The following is an 18,557-nucleotide window of genomic DNA, read 5'->3' on the forward strand; positions in this document are numbered from 1 at the left end:
ACCGCGTCGCCACGAGGTTCGCTATGTTCACCCCCTACCCCGTCACCCCCGCAAGCCACCGCCGGACGCCACGCCTGAGCGACCGGGCGCGCCTTCTTCTGTCGGAGGTCGAGCGGGACTGGCGGGCGGTCACGGGGCTCGACCAGGACCCGGCGAAGACAGGCTCCGCCGAATTGCAAGAGGCGCTGCCGCATTGCTTCGTGCTGGGACGCAACGCGGCGGGCATCCTGCGCGTGCGTGTCGCGGGGCAGAAGCTGCACGACGCGCTGCGCCATGACCCGCGCGGGGCGTCCTTCGGCACGCTCTTCGCCGATCCGGGCCGCGAGACGATCCTGGGGCTGATGGACACGGTGCTCGACACCCCGGCGATCATGGAACTGCCGCTTGTGGTGCATCGCGGCCTGGCCCGCCGGTCGATTTCCGCCGCCCTTCTGGCCCTGCCGCTGCGCGATGCGGATGGCGAGATCAGCAAGATCATGGGCGCCATCGTGCCGTCGGAGCCGCTGGCGGGCGGGTCCGCCGTGCGGTTCGACCTCGCGACCGACCGGACGATCCGGCACGAGCCTCTCAAGCACGGGCTGGTGGAGCGCCGCCGAAACGGCCGCGGCGCGCCGGTTCCCCCCCGCCCTGCCCTGCGGCTGGTGGTGAACAACGGCTAAGACCCGGCGGCCGCGCATGAAAAAGGGCGCCCCCTGCCGGGGACGCCCTCTTCGACAGATCGGTCGCGCATCTCAGACCGCCTGGGCGTCGGCCATGTGGGAGCGGCGATCGCGCAGCTCTTCGGCCACGAGGAAGGCCAGTTCCAGCGATTGGCTGGCGTTCAGGCGCGGATCGCAGGCGGTGTGGTACCGGTCCGAGAGGTCCTCGTCGGTGACCGCGCGCACGCCGCCGGTGCATTCGGTGACGTCCTTGCCGGTCATCTCGAAATGGACGCCGCCGGGGATCGTGCCCTCGGCGTTGTGGATCTGGAAGAACTCCTTCACCTCGCGCAGAACCGAATCGAAGGGCCGCGTCTTGTAGCCGGTCGACGACTTGATCGTGTTGCCGTGCATCGGATCGCAGGTCCAGACGACGTTGGCACCCTCTTCCTGAACGGCCTTCACAAGCCGTGGCAGATGCTCGCCCACCGATCCTGCGCCGAAGCGCGCGATCAGCGTCAGGCGACCGGCCTCGTTGTTCGGGTTGAGCGTGTTCATCAGCGCCTTGAGATGACCGGAGGTCATCGACGGTCCGCACTTGAGCCCGATGGGATTCACGACGCCCTTGCAGTATTCGACGTGCGCGCCGTCGGGCTGGCGGGTCCGGTCGCCGATCCAGATCATGTGACCCGAGCCCGCGAGCGTCTGGCCGGTCAGGCTGTCGACGCGGGTCAGCGCCTCTTCATACTCCAGCAGCAGCGCCTCGTGGCTGGTGTAGAACTCCACCGTCTGAAGCTCGTGGTTGCGTTCGGTCGTAAGACCCGCGGCTTGCATGAAATCGAGCGTGTCGCTGATCCGGTTGGCGATGTCGCGGTACTTTTCGGCCTCTGGCGCCTCGGTGAAGCCCAGCGTCCACTGGTGCACCTTGTGCACGTCCGCGTAGCCGCCGGTGGAGAAGGCGCGCAGCAGGTTCAGCGAGGCGGCGGCCTGCAGGTAGGCCTGTTCCATTCGCGCGGGATCGGGCGTGCGATCCTCGGGCGTGAAGTCGAAGCCGTTGATGATGTCGCCGCGGTAGCTGGGCAGTTCGGTGCCGTTCACGGTCTCGGTGGGGGCAGAGCGCGGCTTGGCCATCTGGCCCGCCATGCGTCCCACCTTCACCACGGGCACCTTGGCGCCGTAGGTCAGGACCATGGCCATCTGCAGCATCACCTTGAAGGTGTCGCGGATCGTATCAGCGCTGAACTCGGCGAAGCTCTCGGCGCAATCGCCGCCCTGCAGAAGGAAGGCCTCCCCACGGCTGACCTTTGCGAGGTGGCTGCGCAGGCGCCGCGCCTCGCCGGCAAAGACGAGCGGCGGATAGCTGGCCAGTTTCGCCTCGACCGCGTTCAGCGCGGCCGCGTCGGTGTAATCTGGCATCTGCACGCGCGGCTTGGCGCGCCAGTCGGATTTGGTCCAGGTGCTCATCAATTGTCCCCTCGTCCGCGTGAACGGTCACTTGCGTCGGAGGCGGCTTATACCCCGCGGGCCGCGCGCGTCCAACGACAAATTCCCCCGGGCCCCGTCGGCCCTTGTGAAGACGGCGAAAATCGCGTTCTAGTAAGTGTCATCGGCGGCTGGAGGGGCGATGACACCAGTTACAAGACATCGGCGGGAGGATCTCGCTCACCGGCCCCGCCGGTTCGTCTTCGTTTTGCTAGACCAGTTCACCATGCTTTGCTTCGCATCGGCCATCGAGGCGTTGCGCATCGCCAACCGCACCGCGGGGCGCGAGCTTTACAGCTGGACCATCCTGGCCGAGGGGGGCGAGACGGCGACCTGTTCGAACGGTTGCGTCTTCAAGGTCGACGACGACCTGATCGAGCTGGACCGCGACGACACGATCCTCATCTGCGGCGGCGTGGGCATCAAGGCGGCATCGACCAAGCGCGTGCTGAACTGGCTGCGACGCGAAGCGCGGCGCGGCTCGACCGTGGCGGGGCTGTGCACGGCGGCCTATACCATGGCGACCGCGGGCCTTTTGCAGAACAAGCGTGCCACGATCCATTGGGAGAACCAGGACAGCTTCAGCGAAGCGTTCGAGGATGTGCAACTGACGCGGTCCGTCTTCATCGTGGACGGCAACCGGATCACCACGGCGGGCGGCACCGCCTCCATCGACCTGATGCTCAAGATCGTGGCCGACGACCATGGCGAAGAGCTTGCCAACGCCGTCGCCGACACCTTGATCTATTCCGCGATCCGGACCGACCAGGACACCCAGAGGTTGTCGATCCCGGCGCGGATCGGCGTCCGCCACCCCAAGCTGAGCCGTGTCATCCAGATGATGGAAGCCAACATCGAGGACCCCATCAGCCCCTCCCTGCTGGCAAAGGAGGTCGGCATGTCGACCCGCCAGCTCGAACGGCTGTTCAGGCGGTATCTCTCGCGCAGTCCCAAGCGTTACTACATGGAGTTGCGCCTGTCTAAGGCGCGCAACCTGCTGATGCAGACCGACATGACGGTCATCAACGTGGCACTGGCCTGCGGTTTCGCCTCGCCATCGCATTTCTCCAAGTGCTACCGCGCGCATTACGAGACGACCCCCTACCGCGAACGCGGGGCCCATGCCTCGCGGGCGGACCTGCCGCAGGAGGAATGACGCAGGGTCCGTCGCATCGCGGACAACCGGCCCGGGAATAACGGCTTCACAATCCGCGCAGCATTGCTAGTCTGCCGGCCAGAACAAAACACACAGGGAGACTACGAATGAACAAGCTGATGCTTGCAACCGCCGCCACGGCACTGATGACGGGCCAGGTCATGGCCCAGGAACAGTCCGGCGACGTGAAGATCGGGATCGTGCTGGGTTTCACCGGCCCGCTGGAATCGATCACGCCCGACATGGCCGCCGGGGCCGAGATGGCGATCGAGGAAGTGAACGCCTCGGGCATGCTGCTCGACGGGGCGAACGTCACCTCGGTGCGCGCCGATTCCACCTGCATCGACGCCGGTGCCGCCACCTCCGCCGCCGAAGGCCTGATCACCGGCGAGAACGTGAACGCGATCATGGGCGCCGACTGCTCCGGCGTAACCGGTGCCATCCTGCAGAACGTCGCGCGCCCGAACGGCGTCGTGATGGTCTCGCCCTCCGCCACCTCGCCGGGCCTGTCCACGGCGGAAGACGATGGCCTGTTCTTCCGCACCGCACCGTCGGATGCCCGCCAGGGTGTCGTCATGACCGAGATCCTGATGGACCGCGGCATCGAATCCGTTGCCCTGACCTATACCAACAACGACTACGGCAAGGGCCTGGCGGATTCGTTCCAGAGCGCCTTCGAGGAGGCCGGCGGATCGGTGACGATCTCGGCCGCGCACGAGGACGGCAAGGGTGACTATTCCTCCGAGGTGGCCGCGCTGGCCGCAGCCGGCGGTGAGGTGCTGGTCGTCGCGGGCTACACCGACCAGGGCGGCAAGGGGATCATCCAGAACGCGCTCGACACCGGGGCCTTCGACACCTTCGTGCTGCCCGACGGCATGGTCGGCCAGCAGCTGGTCGATGACATCGGCGACGGCCTGACCGGGTCCTTCGGCCAGTTCCCCGGCACCGACAGCGAAGGCGCCGAGATGTTCCAGACCCAGGCCGAGGAAGCGGGCTTCAACGGCACCGGCACCTTCGCGCCGGAAAGCTACGACGCCGCGGCCCTGATCATGCTGGCCATGCAGGCGGCGGGGTCCAGTCAATCGGCCGATTTCATGGGGTCCGTCATGGACGTGGCCAACGCGCCGGGCGAGGAGATCTTCCCCGGTGAACTGGACAAGGCTCTAGAGCTGCTCGCCAACGGCGAGGAGATCGACTACGTCGGCGCGACCGCAGTGGAGCTGATCGGCGAAGGTGAATCCGCCGGCAACTTCCGCGAGATCGAGATCCAGGACGGCGAGATCGTCACGGTCAACTTCCGCTAAGCACGTATTGGCCCGGCGTCCTGCACGCCGGGCCACCCCATCGGATATTTCCCCATGATCGAAGTGCAAAACCTGCGAAAGTCGTTCGGCGGCTTTCACGCCGTCGATGGCGCATCGCTGACCATCCGCGAAGGCTCGATCACCGGGCTGATTGGCCCCAACGGGGCCGGAAAGACGACCCTTTTCAACGTGATTGCGGGCGTTCTTCAACCTTCGGGCGGCACCGTGCGCATGGGCGGCGACGACATCACCGGCCTGCCGCCACACGATCTGTTCCACAAGGGCCTGCTGCGCACTTTCCAGATCGCGCATGAATTCTCTTCGATGACCTGCCGCGAGAACCTGATGATGGTCCCCGGCAACCAGGCGGGCGAGAGCCTGTGGAACACCTGGTTCGGCCGCAAGCGCATCGCGGACGAGGAACGTGCGCTGCGGGCCAAGGCCGACGAGGTGCTGGAGTTCCTGACCATCACGCATCTGGCCGATCACAAGGCGGGCCAGGTCTCCGGCGGGCAGAAGAAGCTGCTCGAGCTGGGGCGCACGATGATGGTCGACGCGCGTATCGTCTTCCTCGACGAGGTCGGCGCGGGCGTGAACCGCACGCTTTTGAACACCATCGGCGATGCGATCCAGCGCCTGAACGCCGAGCGCGGCTACACCTTCGTCGTGATCGAGCACGACATGGATTTCATCGGACGCCTGTGCGATCCGGTCATCTGCATGGCCGAGGGCAAGGTCCTCGCCACAGGCACGCTGGACGAGATCAAGGCCAACGAGCAGGTGATCGAGGCCTACCTGGGCACCGGCCTGAAGAACAAGGACCAGATCCCCGCATGACCCGTGCACACACCGCCCCGGGCCTGACCCGGGGCCTCTTCGTCCCATGCAAGACACCGGCCCTGTCGCGGCCATCCCGCCATTCTCATGCGTCGGGTAGCGCGGTCCCGAAACCGGCCCGGGACGGGAGCCTCCTGCGATGAGCGATGCCTACCAGGACGACCGCGGCAACAAGGACCGCTCGATCACGCGGCCCGGCGGCGGTTCGGCGCGTCCCGTGGCCAAGGGAGGGCATGCCTCGCCCGCGGAGGCGAGCGCCTTCCTGGTCGGCGAGGCGATGACCGGCGGCTACGGCAAGGGGCCCGACATCCTGCACGACTGCACCATCGCCGTGGACCCTGGCGAGATCGCCGTCATCGTAGGTCCCAACGGGGCCGGAAAATCGACCGCGATGAAGGCGATGTTCGGCATGCTCGACGTGCGGCAGGGCCGCGTGCTGCTGGATGGCGAGGATATCACCGCCCTCACCCCGCAGGACCGCGTGGTGCGCGGCATGGGCTTCGTGCCCCAGACGCAGAACATCTTCACCACGATGACGGTGGAGGAGAACCTCGAAATGGGCGCCTTCATCCGGCGCGACGATTTCCGGAACACGATGGCCCAGGTCTACGACCTGTTCCCGATCCTCAAGGACAAACGCAACCAGGCGGCGGGAGAGCTTTCTGGCGGGCAGCGCCAGCAGGTCGCCGTGGGCCGCGCGTTGATGACCCAGCCCAAGGTGCTCATGCTGGACGAGCCGACGGCGGGCGTCTCTCCCATCGTGATGGACGAGCTTTTCGACCGGATCATCGAGGTCGCCCGCACCGGCATCCCGATCCTGATGGTCGAGCAGAACGCGCGGCAAGCGCTCGAAATCGCGGACAAGGCCTACGTGCTTGTCCAGGGGGCCAATGCGCATACCGGGACCGGCAAGGAATTGCTGGCCGATGCCGAGGTCCGCCGGAGCTTTTTGGGCGGATGACGTGCCTGGTGGGAAAGCGGCCCTCCGGGGGGGATATTTTTGGCCAGAAGAAGGGGATCCTCTGCGCCCTGTTTCTCGGTCAGCCGCTGTTGGCCGAAGAGGTGCGCTGCGACCTGGGCGGAGTGGCGCTTGGGTTTGCAGTGGACCGCGCGCAGTTCGTGGACGGCTATGCGGGCGATCCGCCGCGCCGCAAGGTCTCGCGCGTGCGGCTGGGGGACGAGGACTTCGAGGCCGAGCCCATCGTGATGGGCACCACGCTTGGATTTCATGGCGCGGGACGGATGTTCCTGCTGCAGGACGGTTCGGGCCGTCTGACGGACATGACCACCAGGGCGGCACTGACCGGCCCTTGCGAGGTAGACTGAATGGATTTCCTGAACGGACTGGTGTTCTTCACCAATTTCGTCGTCATTCCCGCGACCGCCTACGGCGCGCAACTGGCGCTGGGCGCGCTGGGGATCACGCTGGTCTACGCGATCCTGCGATTCTCGAACTTCGCGCATGGCGACACGATGGCGTTCGGAACGGCGGTCGCGATCAAGGTGACCGCCGGGTTGGTGGCGCTTGGGATCACGCTGGGCCCCCTGCCCACCGCGCTGCTGGCGCTGCCCATTGGGATCGTCGTGACAGGGCTCTTGCTGCTGGGCACCGACTGGCTGATCTACAAGTTCTACCGTGAACAGAAGGCCAAGCCGGTGATCCTCGTAATCGTCTCGCTGGGGGTGATGTTCGTCCTCAACGGGCTGACGCGGGTCTTCATCGGCGTGCGGGACATCCAGTTCGCCGACGGCGCGCGGTTCCTGGTCACCGTACGCCAGTTCCGCGATGCGACCGGTCTGGACGAGGGCCTGGCCATTCGCACCACGCAGGCGATCACGCTGGTGACCGCGGTGATCGTGATGGTTGTGCTGTTCTGGTTCCTCAACCGCACGCGCACGGGCAAGTCGATGCGCGCCTTTTCCGACAACGAGGATCTGGCGCTGCTGTCGGGCATCGACCCCGACCGGGTGGTGCGCGTGACCTGGCTGATCGTGGCGGGCCTCGCCACGACCGCGGGCGTGCTCTACGGGCTCGACAAGTCCTTCAAGGCCTTCACCTACTTCCAGCTTCTGCTGCCGATGTTCGCCGCGGCGATCGTGGGCGGGATCGGCAATCCGCTCGGGGCCATCGTGGGGGGCTTTCTCATCGCCTTTGCCGAGGTGACGATCACCTACCCGCTCAAGCGCGTGCTGACCTACTGGCTGCCCGACAGCATGGCGCCCGAGGGCCTCGTGCAACTGATGAGCGGCGACTACAAGTTCGCCGTGAGCTTCATGATCCTGATCATCGTTCTGCTGTTCCGGCCCACCGGACTGTTCAAGGGGCAATCCATATGACCGACAGCCTGCGCACCGCTCTCTTCGCCGGCCTCGTGGTCTTCCTGATCGTGAGCACCGGGGTCCTGGACAATTGGAACCTGGCGCTGATCATCGTGAACTACGGGCTCATCTCGGCGATCATGGCGCTGGGGGTGAACCTGCAATGGGGCCTTGCCGGGCTGTTCAACGTGGGCGTCATGGGGTTCGTCGCCCTTGGCGGGCTGGCCTCGGTGCTGATCTCGATGCCGCCGGTGCCCGAGGCCTGGGCCGCGGGCGGCGGTCGGGTCCTGGGCGCGCTTGCGATCGGCGTGGCGATCATCGTGGCGCTCGTGACGCTTTACAAGCGGACCTCGGGACGGCTGCGGGCGCTGTCGATGGCGGTCCTGATGATCGCGGGGTTCTTCATCTTCCGCGGGGTGTTCGATGCGGGCGTGGCGGCGATCGAGTCCGTGAACCCGGCCTCGACCGGCTACCTGGGCGGGCTGAACTTCGGCGGCGATTCCGGGCGCGACTGGCCTTGGATCGTGATCCTCGGCTGGCCCGTGGGCGGTCTGCTGGCCGCCGGGGCCGCCTGGGTCATCGGCAAGACCGCGCTGGGGCTGCGCAGCGACTATCTGGCCATCGCGACGCTGGGCATCGCCGAGATCATCATCGCCGTCCTCAAGAACGAGAACTGGATGTCGCGGGGCGTGATGAACGTCATCGGCCTGCCCCGCCCCGTGCCCTACGAGACCGATCTGCAGGCCGATCCGGGCTTCGTGTCGGCCGCGCAGGACCTGGGCGTGGACGCGGTGACGGCCTCCACCATCGCGGTAAAGCTCGCGTACTCGGGGCTTTTCGCGGCCTTCCTGATCGTGCTCCTGATCCTGGCACAGCGTGCGCTGCACAGCCCCTGGGGCCGGATGATGCGCGCGATCCGCGACAACGAGGTCGCCGCCGAGGCGATGGGCAAGGACGTCACGCGCCGTCACTTGCAGGTCTTCGTCATCGGGTCGGCGATCTGCGGGCTTGCGGGGGCGATGATGACCACGCTGGACGGCCAGCTGACCCCTGCGGCCTACCAGCCCCTGCGGTTCACGTTCCTTGTCTGGGTGATGGTCATCGTCGGCGGATCGGGAAACAATTTCGGGGCCGCGCTGGGTGGCATGCTGATCTGGTGGCTTTGGGTCGCGGTGGGCGAATACGGGCCGGACCTGATGGTCTGGGCGACCTCCGCCCTCGATCCCGACAATTCGTTCCGGCAGGGCCTCGTCGATTCGGCGCCGCAGATGCGGTTCCTCGTGATGGGAACGGTGCTGTTGCTGATCCTGCGCTTCAGTCCGCGGGGAATCCTGCCGGAGAAGTAGCGCCTGAGCTGCCAGCGTTCCACCGGCGGAGGGTGCGGGACGCCTCGTCGGCGGGGCAGGTATTTCCGGCCAGAAGAAGAAGCTGCGCGGGGCGCTATGGGGTCCGGCGGGGCGAAAAAGGGTGCCGCGGTTCGAGCTGGGTCTTGTCAGAGGCAACCGTCCCCCCTACCTATGGAGTGTCCTTCGGGACTATGGACATAAACGCGCTCGTAATAAGCGGATCGGACCCGGGGGCGGTACCCGGCGGCTCCACCAACATCTGGTCATTTGCCAGCGATGGGGCCGAAACAGGATCGACGAACGTCTAAAGGGGTTTGCTTTGTCCCGGTGAGTTACCACCGTTATCGGTACACATAAGCTAGTTGCAAATGACAACCATGCTCCGGTCGCGGTCGCAGCGTAAGCTGTGCCCAACACCGAAAACTTAAGCCCTAAGGCTTTGCAGCTTTAGGCGGGGTTCGCAGGCACCTGGCAACAGAAGCCTGCACTTACCCCGTCTTGACCGTGATGACCTGCCAGGGATCGAGCGTGATCTCTCCCTCGAGGATCGCTTGCTCCTGCGTGAAGAGATCGACACCGGTCGCTGCCAGATCGTCTGGGACTTCGTAAGGCGCGGGACGGGACGAGAAGTTGCCCACGACGGATAGTTCCTCGCCGTTCAGGCGGCGGGCGTAGGCCATCACCTGGGGGTGCGCCTCGTCGAAGGGGTGGTAGGTGCCGAACCGGATAAGGTCGGAGGTTCTGCGCAACTTCGCCAGATCGCGATGGCGGGCGAAGACGCCGTCGGGGTCGGCGCGGTCGTCCTCGGCGTTGATGTCGACGTGGTTGGGGTTCACCTCGATCCAGGGGGTGCCGGTGGTGAAACCCGCCTGTGCGCCGGCGGTCCATTGCATGGGCGTGCGCGCGTTGTCGCGGCCGTTCGCGTTGGCGCCACGGATGAAGGCGTCCGGGTCGATGCCGCGCTCCGTCTCGATGCGGTAGAAGTTCAGCGTCTCCACGTCGCGGAACTGGTCGATATGGCCGAATTCGACATTGGTCATGCCGATCTCCTCGCCTTGGTAGATATAGGGCGTGCCCTTCATCAGATGCAGCAGCGTGGCGATGCAGCGGGCGGACGCCACCCGGTGCTGCGCGGAATCGTCGCCGTATTTCGACACCGCACGCGGCAGGTCGTGGTTACCCCAGAAGAGCGAGTTCCAGCCGTCCTCGGCGCAGACCTGCTGCCAGGTGTTCAGCGTCCGTTTCAGCCGCGGCAGATCGAAGGCGCGGGGGTGCCACTTGCCCTTCCCCGGCTCGTAGCCGTCGAGCACGTGGGCGAACTGGAAGACCATGGACAACTCGCCCCGGTCGCGACCGCAGTAGAGCAAGGCGTTCTCCGGCGTGGCGCTCCAGGCCTCGCCCACGGTGACCACGTCCCGGTGGGCCAGGGTCTCGCGGTTCATCTCCTGGATGTAGTCGTGCAGCTTGGGACCGTCGGCGGTGATCCCGGCGTCGATGTCCTTGCCGATGAGGTCGATCACGTCCATCCGGAACCCCGCCACGCCCCGGTCGAGCCACCAGTTCATCATCTCGTAGACGTCGCGGCGCATTTCGGGGTTCGACCAGTTCAGGTCGGGCTGCTTGGGATCGAAGAGGTGCAGGTAGTACTGGCCGGTCGCCTCGTGGAAGGTCCAGGCGGGTCCGCCGAAGTTCGATTGAATATCGCTGGGCGGGCCGCCGTCGGGACCGGGATCGCGCCAGACGTAGTAGTCGCGATAGGGGGCGTCGCGGCCTTCGCAGGCCGAACGGAACCAAGCGTGCTCGTCCGAGGTGTGGTTGACCACCAGGTCCATGACGATGCCGATTCCCCGGTCGCGGGCGCCGGCGATCAACCGGTCCATGTCGGCCAGGGTGCCGAATTCGGGGGCGATGTCGCGGTAGTCAGAGATGTCGTAGCCGTTGTCCGCCATCGGCGAGGCGAAGACGGGGGACAGCCAGACGAAGCCGATCCCCAGGTCCGCGAGGTAATCCAGTTTCGAGATGATCCCCGGTATGTCGCCGATCCCGTCCCCGTTGCTGTCGCAGAAGCTGCGGGGGTAGATCTGGTAGGCTGTGGCGGATTGCCACCAGGGGGCATCGGTCATGGCGTCTCTCCTTTCGGGGAAATCTGTGCACTGACTTGCAAAAGTCAAATCAACGGCATCCGGGCTATCAACGCGCACCGATGCTGCGGCAGACTGGGGACATGTTGCGCGCGTTGATCCTGTCTTTCCTGCCCCTGCCCGCCCTCGCCTGCGAGACCGCCCTGATGCTGACGGTCGACGTCAGCAACTCGGTCGACGGGGCGGAGTATCACCTGCAGGTCGACGGACTTGCCGATGCGCTGAACGATCCCGATATCGTGGACGCCTTGGTGCGCGGGCAATCGGCGATCTCCGTCGTGCAATGGTCGGGACTGGCCGAGCAGGCCGTCACCATTCCGTGGACACGCGTACGCAGCGCCGCCGATGTGGCCCGTCTTTCCGAGCGGGCCCGAAGGCAGGAGCGTGCCTTCGTCCTGTCCGGCACGGCCCCGGCGGATGCGCTGCTCTTCTCGCTGAACAATTTCGCGCCGGTCCTGGATTGTGCCCGGCGGGTCATCGATGTCTCGGGCGACGGGACGCCGAACACGGGCGGCAACGTGGCCACGGCGCGCGCCCGGGCCGAGCGCGACGGCATCACCGTGAACGCCATCGCGATCGAACTGATGGGGGTCGCGGTCACGAATTTCTACCGCAACCGCGTCATCACCCGCGACGGTTTCGTCGTGACGGCGCGGATGCATCGCGACTATCCGCGCGCGATCCGGGCCAAGATCCTGCGCGAACTGGCGCAGGTGATGGGCTAAGGCCCCCTTTCGCTCGGGGGGGAATGCGGTAAGGTAGAGGGAAATCGACCTAAGGATCCACGATGGCCCAGCACATCGACTATGGCAGCCTGATGCACCGTGCGATGCGGACCCTGATCCGCGAAGTGCTGCAAGGCATTCAGAAGACGGGCGAAATGCCCGGCGAGCACCGTTTTATCATCACCTTCGACACGCTGCATCCGGATGTCGAGATGGCCGATCACCTCTCCGACCGCTACCCGGGCGAGATGACGATCATCATGCAGCACTGGTTCCAGAACCTCGACGTGGGCGACGAAGGCTTTGCCGTGACCCTGTCCTTCGGCAACGTGCCCGAACCGCTCTACATCCCCTATGACGCGATCACGACCTTCGCCGATCCCTCCGTCGAATTCGGCCTGCGGTTCGAGACGCAGGAGACCGACGACGAGGACGAGATCGCGGATGCGCCCATGGCCGAAGACGCCGAGCCAGAGGAGGCGCCGCGCAAGGACGCCGAGGTCGTGAGCCTGGACAAGTTCCGCAAGTAGGGTTTGAAGCGCGGGGCCGGTCGGGCTAGCAAGGGCCAATCGAAGAGGAGCCCTGCCATGACCGACACCCGCACCGAATCAGACAGCTTCGGACCCATCGAGGTTGACACCTCCCGCTATTGGGGTGCGCAGACCCAACGGTCGCTGCAGAACTTCCCCATCGGCTGGGAAAAGCAGCCGGTCGCCATCGTCCGTGCCCTGGGTGTCATCAAGCAGGCCTGCGCGCAGGCCAATGCCGCACGCGGCAAGCTGGACCAGGACAAGGCAGACGCCATGATCGAGGCGGCGAAAGAGGTCGTCGCCGGCAAGCTCGACGATCACTTCCCGCTGGTGGTCTGGCAGACCGGGTCGGGCACCCAGTCGAACATGAACGCCAACGAGGTCATCTCGAATCGCGCGATCGAGATCATGGGCGGGGAGATCGGCTCGAAGACGCCGGTGCATCCCAACGATCACTGCAACATGGGTCAATCGTCGAACGACACCTTCCCCACGGCGATGCACATCGCCGTGGCGCGCACCGCGCACGACGTGCTGTTGCCGGGGCTGGAGCATCTGCACACCGCGCTGGAGGCCAAGCAGGCCGAGTTCGAGGACATCATCAAGATCGGCCGCACCCACACGATGGACGCGACACCGCTGACGCTGGGTCAGGAATTTTCGGGCTACGTGCATCAGGTCGCGATGGGCATTCGCCGGGTGAAGGCGGCGCTGCCCGCCATCTACGAGCTCGCGCAAGGCGGCACCGCCGTTGGCACGGGCCTCAACACGCCGAAGGGTTGGGGCGAGACCGTGGCTCGCGAGATCGCCGAGATCACCGGCCTGCCCTTCGTCACGGCCCCCAACAAGTTCGAGGCGCTGGCTGCCCACGACGCGCTGGTCGAGATGTCGAGCGCCCTGCGTGGCGTCGCGGCGTCCATCTACAAGATCGCCTGCGACATCCGGATGCTGGGCTCCGGCCCCCGCTGCGGGTTGGGAGAGCTGATGCTGCCCGAGAACGAACCGGGCTCCTCGATCATGCCGGGCAAGGTGAACCCCACCCAGGTCGAGGCGATCACCCAGGTCTGCGCCCACGTCATGGGCAACGACGCCGCCGTGGGCTTCGCGGGCAGCCAGGGTCATTTCGAGCTGAACGTGATGAAGCCCATGATGGCCTATAACGTGCTGCAATCCATGCAGCTTCTGGGCGATTCGGCCGTGGCCTTCACCGACAACTGCGTTTTGGGCATCCGCGCCGACCGCGACCGGATCGAGCGCCTGATGCGCGAATCCCTGATGCTGGTGACGGCCCTCGCGCCCGAGATCGGTTACGACAACGCGACCACGGTGGCGAAGACCGCGCACAAGAACGGCACCACGCTGAAGCAGGAAGCCATCGCTCTGGGCTTCGTCGACGAGGAAACCTTCGAACGTGTCGTGCGCCCCGAGGACATGATCGGCCCCAGGTAAATCCAGGGCTCTCTGCTATTTTCCCGGCCCGCGACGCCTGCGCGCGGGCCGTCCCCGTCCCCTCGCAGCCAAGGAAAGTTCACGGCATGACGTCGAAAGTCATCTCGCTCAATCAGGTGCGCAAGAAACGCGACCGGGCCGAGGCCAAGGCCGAGGCGGACGCAAACGCGGTTCGGCATGGGCGCACGAAAGCGCAACGTCTGCTGGAAGCCACGCAGGCCGAACGCGCGCGTAAATCCCTCGATGATTCCAAGTTCGAGGAATGACGCAAGTTCCGCCGGTCCCCGCCGGTCGGCCGGTCAAGCATTCGCTCAGCCTGCGCGGGCATCGCACCAGCGTCTCTCTCGAAGCGGAGTTCTGGACGGCGTTCCGCGCACTGGCCGCGCGGCGGAACCTTGCGCTGAATGCGCTGGCCGCTCAGATCGACGTGCGCCGGGGGGACGTGGGCCTCGCCTCCGCCATCCGGGTGGCGGTCCTGGCAGACCTTCTGGACCGGGTGGAGGACGCCGGGTCATCCGACCGACCGCCGTCCCCGGTAGAGGACTTCGGGACCGACCGATAGGAGACCTGGCTCCGGGTTCAACCTCCGCTTGATCCATCGCAGCAGATTGAGAGCAGTCGCACTGTTGAAGGGCATCGTAAGTCCTCGTCGTTTGCCCACCCTCGGGCGGGGTCGGGCCGTGGATGATGATTGGATTTTTGAACTCTTGGCACTGCCTCGGTCAGGTGGTCGCAGGGTCAGACAAAGCGTGCCGTCGGATGGATAGGAAAAGCCCCGACCGGCTGCGTACGGTCAGATGGGCCACGGGAACGGGAATCCGGTCCTCGACCAGATCGAAGCGGTATTGCTTGAGCAGTTTCGCCAGCAACACGACTCCTTCGATCATCGCAAAGCCCGCACCGGTGCAAACGCGCGGTCCGGCGGAGAACGGCATGTAGGCCTGTCGTTGCTGGTCCTTCTCCTCGGCTCGCTGCCAGCGCGCGGGGTCGAAGCCGTCGGGGTCGTTCCAGATTCGCGCATGGCGGTGAAGGTGCCAGGGTGACAGCACCACCTGCCCACCGGGCCGGACGGCGCGATCGCGGAACACCTCGGGCCGCGTCGTCTCCCGCACCATCATCGGAACGGGCGGGTAGAGCCGCAGCGATTCGCGGAAGACGTCGCGCGTCACCTTCAACGTCGAGAGGCCCGCGAAACTGCCGTCCCAGGCCAGCGCCTCCGCGATGACCCGCTCCTGCCAGTCCGGCGCCTGGGCGAGCAGATAGAGCGTCCAAGCCAACGCCGCGGCAGAGGTTTCGTGCCCTGCGAGAAAGAAGATCGCGACCTGGTCGACCATCTCCTCGGCATCGAAGGTCTGGCCGGTCTCGGGATCGGCGGTGGTCATGATCTTGGTCGCAAGATCGTCCGGGGCAACCCCGCTTGCGATCGCCTCCAGCCGCGCCTGCGTGAGGTCACCGATCAGCGCGCGGATCCGCCGCGCGGTCGCGCGCGTCTCGCGCCGGAAGAACCGCGGCAGCCGGGACAGCCCGGGCAGGAAGGCCGCAAGGTTCAGGATCGGCTGACTGCGCTGGTAGTCGCGGAAGGCGTCGAAGACCTCCGCCGCCACGCGATCCTCGATCGGCAGCGAGAAAAGCGTGCGGAAAATGACATCGGCTGCGGCATGGCTCGTCTCGGGCTCGACGTCGACGGGGGCGCCCGTGGCCAGCGGTCCAAGGCGGTCCACGGCGCGATCCCCCGCATCGACGATGGCGGGAAAGACGTCCCGCAGCCGCCCGCCGGCGAAGGCGGGGTCGATGATGCGGCGCTGCCGTTTCCAGGTTTCGCCGTTCGTCAGGAAGACCGAATTGCCCAGCAGCGGCCGCAGCCCCGCGCCGATGCGGTCGGATTTCGGGAAGTCATCGGGGCGCTCGCGCAGGACGAGGTCGACCAGTGCGGGATCGTTGACCATGTAGCTGCGAAAGAACGGTGTGCGGAACTCGGCCATCCAGGCGCGGTAGAGCTTTGCCGGCTGGGCCGAGAGGATGTCGGCGCGAAAGAGCTTCGCGTAACGCCAAAGCGAGACCTTGTCGGGACGGCTGTCGGGCTTGACGGGATGGGTCACGCCGCAACCGAGGTGAACTTGGAGACGGGTTTGACGATCCGCGATTTCGAGGGCGCGCGGCCCGCGAAGCGCGCGCCAAGCGTCGCGGGGCCAGCGGTGATGCGGAAGTAATCGTAATCCCCGGGCCGGTCGAACGCGCAGAGGTACTGGAAGTGCAATCGGAAAAACTTCCACCGCAACTCCTTCCAGCGCGCGGGCGACAGGGTCTGGGTAAAGGCCGCCGAGATCACAAGCGGCCAGCGTTGGTCCTTGGGCGCGACACCGCTGACGGCCACCGGGTCGCAAAGCGCGAAGGCGCAGCCGTCGCCCGGCGCGGTCACGTCGACCCAAGTGACGTCCTGCGCTGAAAGATAGGCCAGGTCGCGCCGCAACCGCTCCGCCCGCGGCAGGAAGCTGACCATGGGCACGACCTGGCCCAAGGTCAGGAATGACAGGACCGGGCCGTCCTGCGGCAGGCGGCCCGCGCGGATCAGATCCGACAGGATCGACACGCCCAGATGCGCGCCGGAGGAATGGCCGACCACCAGCACCTCGTCCACGTCCTCTGCAAGGGCTTCAGCGATGATATCGGCGAACTGCGCCATCCGCGCCTCCAGCGGCGGCGGGTTGGCGCCTTTCCAGCGGGCGGAATAGGCGTAGTCGTGCATCAGGTAATAGGCGTAGACCTTGCCGTCCTTGCGCTTGAACCAGCGCAGAATGCCCACTGCGACAGCGACACCCACGACAAGGCCGACCGTGCCGGACAACACCAGTGGCGTCCCCAGTCCCGCTAACGTGGCGAGCGCCCAGCCCGCGAGCGCGCCCAGACCCAGCGCCACAACCAGTTGCAGCAAGAGCATGCCAACCGGGTAGAGCGCCGCGATCACCGGGCCCTTGCGCAGGCGCATGAGCCGCCTCAGCGCGCCGCTGCCGATATAGGTCCAGGCGGTGCGGACAAGGTGCGCGTAGGTCGCGGGGATCGAGTTCGACATGCTGTCGCGCACGATGTCGGACCAGACCAGCACGTCGATCCGGGTCTCGACCCGCGCGCCCTCGATCTCTGCCGCGACCTGCCAGCCATAGGTCTGGCCGCCCGTCTTGGGGGAGAGGGCGATCTCGAAGCCGCTGATCCGCCCCTGCGCCGCGCTTTCGGTGCGGTAGAGTTCCCGGTAGCGACGCGGATGGATGGGATCGTAGCCGGGGATGTAGAACACCCGGCGTCTGCGCACCTGCCCCTGATCCTCTGCCATAGCTTGCCCGTCGCTGTTTGCGTCACCTTGGCACGGGGGCGGGGCGAAATTAAGCCCCTAGCCGACCGCCGCGAGGGCGGGAAAGCGTTCCAGAAGCCAGAAGCTGAAGGCGGTGAACTGGCCCGTGACCATCATCAGCCCGACGGTCCAGAGCAGCAGGCCCGAGATCCGCTCGATCCGCGCCATGTGCCGCTTCATCCATGCCATGACGCCCTTGAGCCGCGGGAAGAACGCCGCGACCGCGAGGAAGGGAATGCCCAGCCCAAGCGCGTAGACTGCCAGCAGGACCGATCCGCGGGTCAGGCTCGCCTCGGTCGCGGCGAGGCTGAGTATCGTGCCCAGGATCGGGCCCAGGCAGGGCGTCCAGCCGAAGGCGAAGGCCAGCCCCAGCACGTAGGCCCCGAGGGCACTGCCGCCGCGGTCCCCGGCCTCGATCCGGGCTTCGCGGTCGAGGAACCCCAGGCGGAAGACCCCGATGAAATGCGCCCCGAACAGCATGACCACCGCACCCGAGATCGGCACGAACCAGCCCTGCCACTGCAGCAGGAGCCGCCCCATCGAGGAGAACGCCATGCCCAGCAACAAAAATACCGTCGACAGACCCAGCACGAACATTACCGCCGCCACAAGCACCTTGCGGCGGGCGGCGCCGGCCTGATCCATCTCGGTCACCGTCACCCCACCCATGAAGGCAAGGTAAGGCGGGACGATCGGCAGCACGCAGGGGCTGAGGAACGACAACACGCCCGCGGCCAGCGCGATCAGCATCGCGGGCAACAGGCTGGCATCCATCAAGGTGGCGGACTCGATCATGGCGCTTGCCTAGCAGGGTGCCGGGGGGAGGTCACGCCCTGCCCCGTCACGTCGGCGTTTACAAGTTCGACGCCGCGGATTACGCCGCTGGGATGGACCATGATGCCGATCTTGATGCCACCGGGCTTTTGTGCCCCCTGCCCGTCCTGAAGGCGCGCAAGCGGTTGCAAGCGCTGGCCCCTGGACAGGTGCTGCGCATGCAGGCGGACGATCCCGCGGCGGTCGTCGACGTGCCGCATTTCTGCGCCGAGGCCGGTCATACGCTTGTATCGAGCGGCGAGAGCGGTGGTGTCCAGACCTACCTGATCCGCAAGGGCTGAACGCGCCGCGCGACGGTCCGATCCGCACGAAAGGCCTCGCGTCCGGGTGGTCCCGGTTGACGCCGACCGAACCGCGTTTCCGCGATCCGCGCGAAGGCGAAGCCTTTTCAACGATTGCTTCGGCTCGAATTCTCCTCCGCCATAAGAAAAAGGGCGCACCTGCGGCACG

General features: G+C 66.3%; 19 protein-coding genes, 1 other RNA gene and 1 pseudogene. 16 read left to right on the top strand and 5 right to left on the bottom strand.

Annotated elements, in window-relative coordinates; genetic code table 11:
• Positions 1 to 23 precede the first annotated feature (23 nt).
• A complete protein-coding gene (locus tag EU805_RS05335) occupies positions 24 to 659 on the top strand; it encodes a PAS domain-containing protein (RefSeq protein ID WP_129762924.1) in 636 nt (211 codons plus the stop codon).
• Positions 660 to 731: 72 nt separating this feature from the next.
• Here the strand turns inward: EU805_RS05335 and EU805_RS05340 are convergent, their stop codons facing one another.
• Entirely contained in the window at positions 732 to 2,102 is a 1,371-nt protein-coding gene (locus EU805_RS05340) for a class II 3-deoxy-7-phosphoheptulonate synthase (protein ID WP_129762925.1), read from the bottom strand.
• A gap of 160 nt (positions 2,103 to 2,262) precedes the next feature.
• Here EU805_RS05340 and EU805_RS05345 point away from each other — a divergent pair, with 160 nt between their 5' ends.
• The 9 genes and pseudogenes from EU805_RS05345 to ssrA all read left to right on the top strand — a co-directional run bounded on the left by EU805_RS05345 (position 2,263) and on the right by ssrA (position 9,571).
• Positions 2,263 to 3,276 carry a GlxA family transcriptional regulator gene (locus EU805_RS05345; protein ID WP_129762926.1) on the top strand — a complete coding sequence of 338 codons (1,014 nt, stop codon included), beginning with the start codon at positions 2,263 to 2,265 and terminating at the stop codon, positions 3,274 to 3,276.
• A gap of 107 nt (positions 3,277 to 3,383) precedes the next feature.
• A complete protein-coding gene (locus EU805_RS05350) occupies positions 3,384 to 4,580 on the top strand; it encodes an ABC transporter substrate-binding protein (protein WP_129762927.1) in 1,197 nt (398 codons plus the stop codon).
• Positions 4,581 to 4,679: 99 nt separating this feature from the next.
• Positions 4,680 to 5,147 (top strand): annotated as a pseudogene (locus tag EU805_RS17920) (ABC transporter ATP-binding protein); the annotation flags it as partial.
• Positions 5,148 to 5,300: 153 nt separating this feature from the next.
• Positions 5,301 to 5,417: a hypothetical protein gene (locus EU805_RS17925; protein WP_370318183.1), complete on the top strand. Its 117-nt coding sequence runs from the start codon at positions 5,301 to 5,303 to the stop codon at positions 5,415 to 5,417.
• A 139-nt stretch (positions 5,418 to 5,556) separates the two neighbouring features.
• Entirely contained in the window at positions 5,557 to 6,378 is an 822-nt protein-coding gene (locus EU805_RS05360; protein WP_129762929.1) for an ABC transporter ATP-binding protein, read from the top strand.
• 8 nt (positions 6,379 to 6,386) lie between these two features.
• Entirely contained in the window at positions 6,387 to 6,743 is a 357-nt protein-coding gene (locus EU805_RS05365) for a hypothetical protein (protein WP_129762930.1), read from the top strand.
• On the top strand, positions 6,744 to 7,754 hold the full coding sequence (locus EU805_RS05370) for a branched-chain amino acid ABC transporter permease (protein ID WP_129762931.1): 1,011 nt from the start codon (positions 6,744 to 6,746) through the stop codon (positions 7,752 to 7,754).
• On the top strand, positions 7,751 to 9,082 hold the full coding sequence (locus EU805_RS05375) for a branched-chain amino acid ABC transporter permease (protein ID WP_129762932.1): 1,332 nt from the start codon (positions 7,751 to 7,753) through the stop codon (positions 9,080 to 9,082). The genes EU805_RS05370 and EU805_RS05375 overlap by 4 nt, the downstream gene beginning before the upstream one ends.
• Positions 9,083 to 9,221: 139 nt before the next feature.
• Positions 9,222 to 9,571: a transfer-messenger RNA gene (ssrA, locus tag EU805_RS05380) on the top strand.
• On the opposite strand, the gene EU805_RS05385 is transcribed toward ssrA, so the two are convergent.
• A complete protein-coding gene (locus tag EU805_RS05385) occupies positions 9,571 to 11,205 on the bottom strand; it encodes an alpha-glucosidase (protein WP_165351893.1) in 1,635 nt (544 codons plus the stop codon). The genes ssrA and EU805_RS05385 overlap by 1 nt on opposite strands.
• Before the next feature lie 101 nt (positions 11,206 to 11,306).
• On the opposite strand from EU805_RS05385, the gene EU805_RS05390 reads away from it, so the two are divergent.
• The 5 genes from EU805_RS05390 (at position 11,307) to EU805_RS05410 (ending at position 14,489) form a co-directional block, all read left to right on the top strand.
• A complete protein-coding gene (locus EU805_RS05390; RefSeq protein WP_129762933.1) occupies positions 11,307 to 11,948 on the top strand; it encodes a DUF1194 domain-containing protein in 642 nt (213 codons plus the stop codon).
• Positions 11,949 to 12,010: 62 nt separating this feature from the next.
• A complete protein-coding gene (locus tag EU805_RS05395; protein ID WP_129762934.1) occupies positions 12,011 to 12,478 on the top strand; it encodes an SspB family protein in 468 nt (155 codons plus the stop codon).
• A gap of 57 nt (positions 12,479 to 12,535) precedes the next feature.
• Entirely contained in the window at positions 12,536 to 13,927 is a 1,392-nt protein-coding gene (gene fumC, locus EU805_RS05400) for a class II fumarate hydratase (protein WP_129762935.1), read from the top strand.
• 86 nt (positions 13,928 to 14,013) lie between these two features.
• Positions 14,014 to 14,193: a DUF4169 family protein gene (locus tag EU805_RS05405; RefSeq protein WP_129762936.1), complete on the top strand. Its 180-nt coding sequence runs from the start codon at positions 14,014 to 14,016 to the stop codon at positions 14,191 to 14,193.
• Positions 14,190 to 14,489, top strand: a complete 300-nt coding sequence (locus tag EU805_RS05410; RefSeq protein WP_129762937.1) for a ribbon-helix-helix domain-containing protein — start codon at positions 14,190 to 14,192, stop codon at positions 14,487 to 14,489. The genes EU805_RS05405 and EU805_RS05410 overlap by 4 nt, the downstream gene beginning before the upstream one ends.
• Before the next feature lie 160 nt (positions 14,490 to 14,649).
• On the opposite strand, the gene EU805_RS05415 is transcribed toward EU805_RS05410, so the two are convergent.
• Genes EU805_RS05415 through EU805_RS05425 form a run of 3 tightly spaced genes read right to left on the bottom strand, consistent with a single transcriptional unit; the run spans position 14,650 to position 18,068 of the window.
• The gene (locus EU805_RS05415; protein WP_129762938.1) at positions 14,650 to 16,026 is read right to left on the bottom strand and encodes a cytochrome P450; all 1,377 of its coding nucleotides are present in this window, start codon (positions 16,024 to 16,026) and stop codon (positions 14,650 to 14,652) included.
• Positions 16,023 to 17,255, bottom strand: coding sequence for a hypothetical protein (locus EU805_RS05420; protein WP_129762939.1), 1,233 nt, complete (start codon positions 17,253 to 17,255; stop codon positions 16,023 to 16,025). The genes EU805_RS05415 and EU805_RS05420 overlap by 4 nt, the downstream gene beginning before the upstream one ends.
• 57 nt (positions 17,256 to 17,312) lie before the next feature.
• Positions 17,313 to 18,068 (bottom strand): cytochrome c biogenesis CcdA family protein, encoded by a 756-nt coding sequence (locus tag EU805_RS05425; protein WP_129762940.1) that lies wholly within the window; start codon positions 18,066 to 18,068, stop codon positions 17,313 to 17,315.
• Positions 18,069 to 18,160: 92 nt separating this feature from the next.
• Here EU805_RS05425 and EU805_RS05430 point away from each other — a divergent pair, with 92 nt between their 5' ends.
• Complete coding sequence (locus tag EU805_RS05430) at positions 18,161 to 18,388, top strand: sulfurtransferase TusA family protein (protein WP_129762941.1); 228 nt, start codon at positions 18,161 to 18,163, stop codon at positions 18,386 to 18,388.
• Positions 18,389 to 18,557: the final 169 nt, after the last annotated feature.

This window comes from Salipiger sp. IMCC34102, from assembly GCF_004145405.1.
Taxonomy (GTDB): Bacteria; Pseudomonadota; Alphaproteobacteria; order Rhodobacterales; family Rhodobacteraceae; genus Loktanella.

Bases quoted from the DNA above. Each gene is read 5' to 3' on its own strand.
- fumC (WP_129762935.1), top strand. From the start codon at position 12,536: ATGACCGACACCCGCACCGAATCAGACAGCTTCGGACCCATCGAGGTT.
- EU805_RS05350 (WP_129762927.1), top strand. From the start codon at position 3,384: ATGAACAAGCTGATGCTTGCAACCGCCGCCACGGCACTGATGACGGGC.
- EU805_RS05385 (WP_165351893.1), bottom strand. From the start codon at position 11,205: ATGACCGATGCCCCCTGGTGGCAATCCGCCACAGCCTACCAGATCTAC.
- EU805_RS05345 (WP_129762926.1), top strand. From the start codon at position 2,263: ATGACACCAGTTACAAGACATCGGCGGGAGGATCTCGCTCACCGGCCC.
- EU805_RS05410 (WP_129762937.1), top strand. From the start codon at position 14,190: ATGACGCAAGTTCCGCCGGTCCCCGCCGGTCGGCCGGTCAAGCATTCG.
- EU805_RS05390 (WP_129762933.1), top strand. From the start codon at position 11,307: ATGTTGCGCGCGTTGATCCTGTCTTTCCTGCCCCTGCCCGCCCTCGCC.
- EU805_RS05370 (WP_129762931.1), top strand. From the start codon at position 6,744: ATGGATTTCCTGAACGGACTGGTGTTCTTCACCAATTTCGTCGTCATT.
- EU805_RS17925 (WP_370318183.1), top strand. From the start codon at position 5,301: ATGGCCGAGGGCAAGGTCCTCGCCACAGGCACGCTGGACGAGATCAAG.
- EU805_RS05395 (WP_129762934.1), top strand. From the start codon at position 12,011: ATGGCCCAGCACATCGACTATGGCAGCCTGATGCACCGTGCGATGCGG.
- EU805_RS05405 (WP_129762936.1), top strand. From the start codon at position 14,014: ATGACGTCGAAAGTCATCTCGCTCAATCAGGTGCGCAAGAAACGCGAC.
- EU805_RS05335 (WP_129762924.1), top strand. From the start codon at position 24: ATGTTCACCCCCTACCCCGTCACCCCCGCAAGCCACCGCCGGACGCCA.
- EU805_RS05420 (WP_129762939.1), bottom strand. From the start codon at position 17,255: ATGGCAGAGGATCAGGGGCAGGTGCGCAGACGCCGGGTGTTCTACATC.
- EU805_RS05360 (WP_129762929.1), top strand. From the start codon at position 5,557: ATGAGCGATGCCTACCAGGACGACCGCGGCAACAAGGACCGCTCGATC.
- EU805_RS05375 (WP_129762932.1), top strand. From the start codon at position 7,751: ATGACCGACAGCCTGCGCACCGCTCTCTTCGCCGGCCTCGTGGTCTTC.
- EU805_RS05425 (WP_129762940.1), bottom strand. From the start codon at position 18,068: ATGATCGAGTCCGCCACCTTGATGGATGCCAGCCTGTTGCCCGCGATG.
- EU805_RS05430 (WP_129762941.1), top strand. From the start codon at position 18,161: ATGGACCATGATGCCGATCTTGATGCCACCGGGCTTTTGTGCCCCCTG.
- EU805_RS05340 (WP_129762925.1), bottom strand. From the start codon at position 2,102: ATGAGCACCTGGACCAAATCCGACTGGCGCGCCAAGCCGCGCGTGCAG.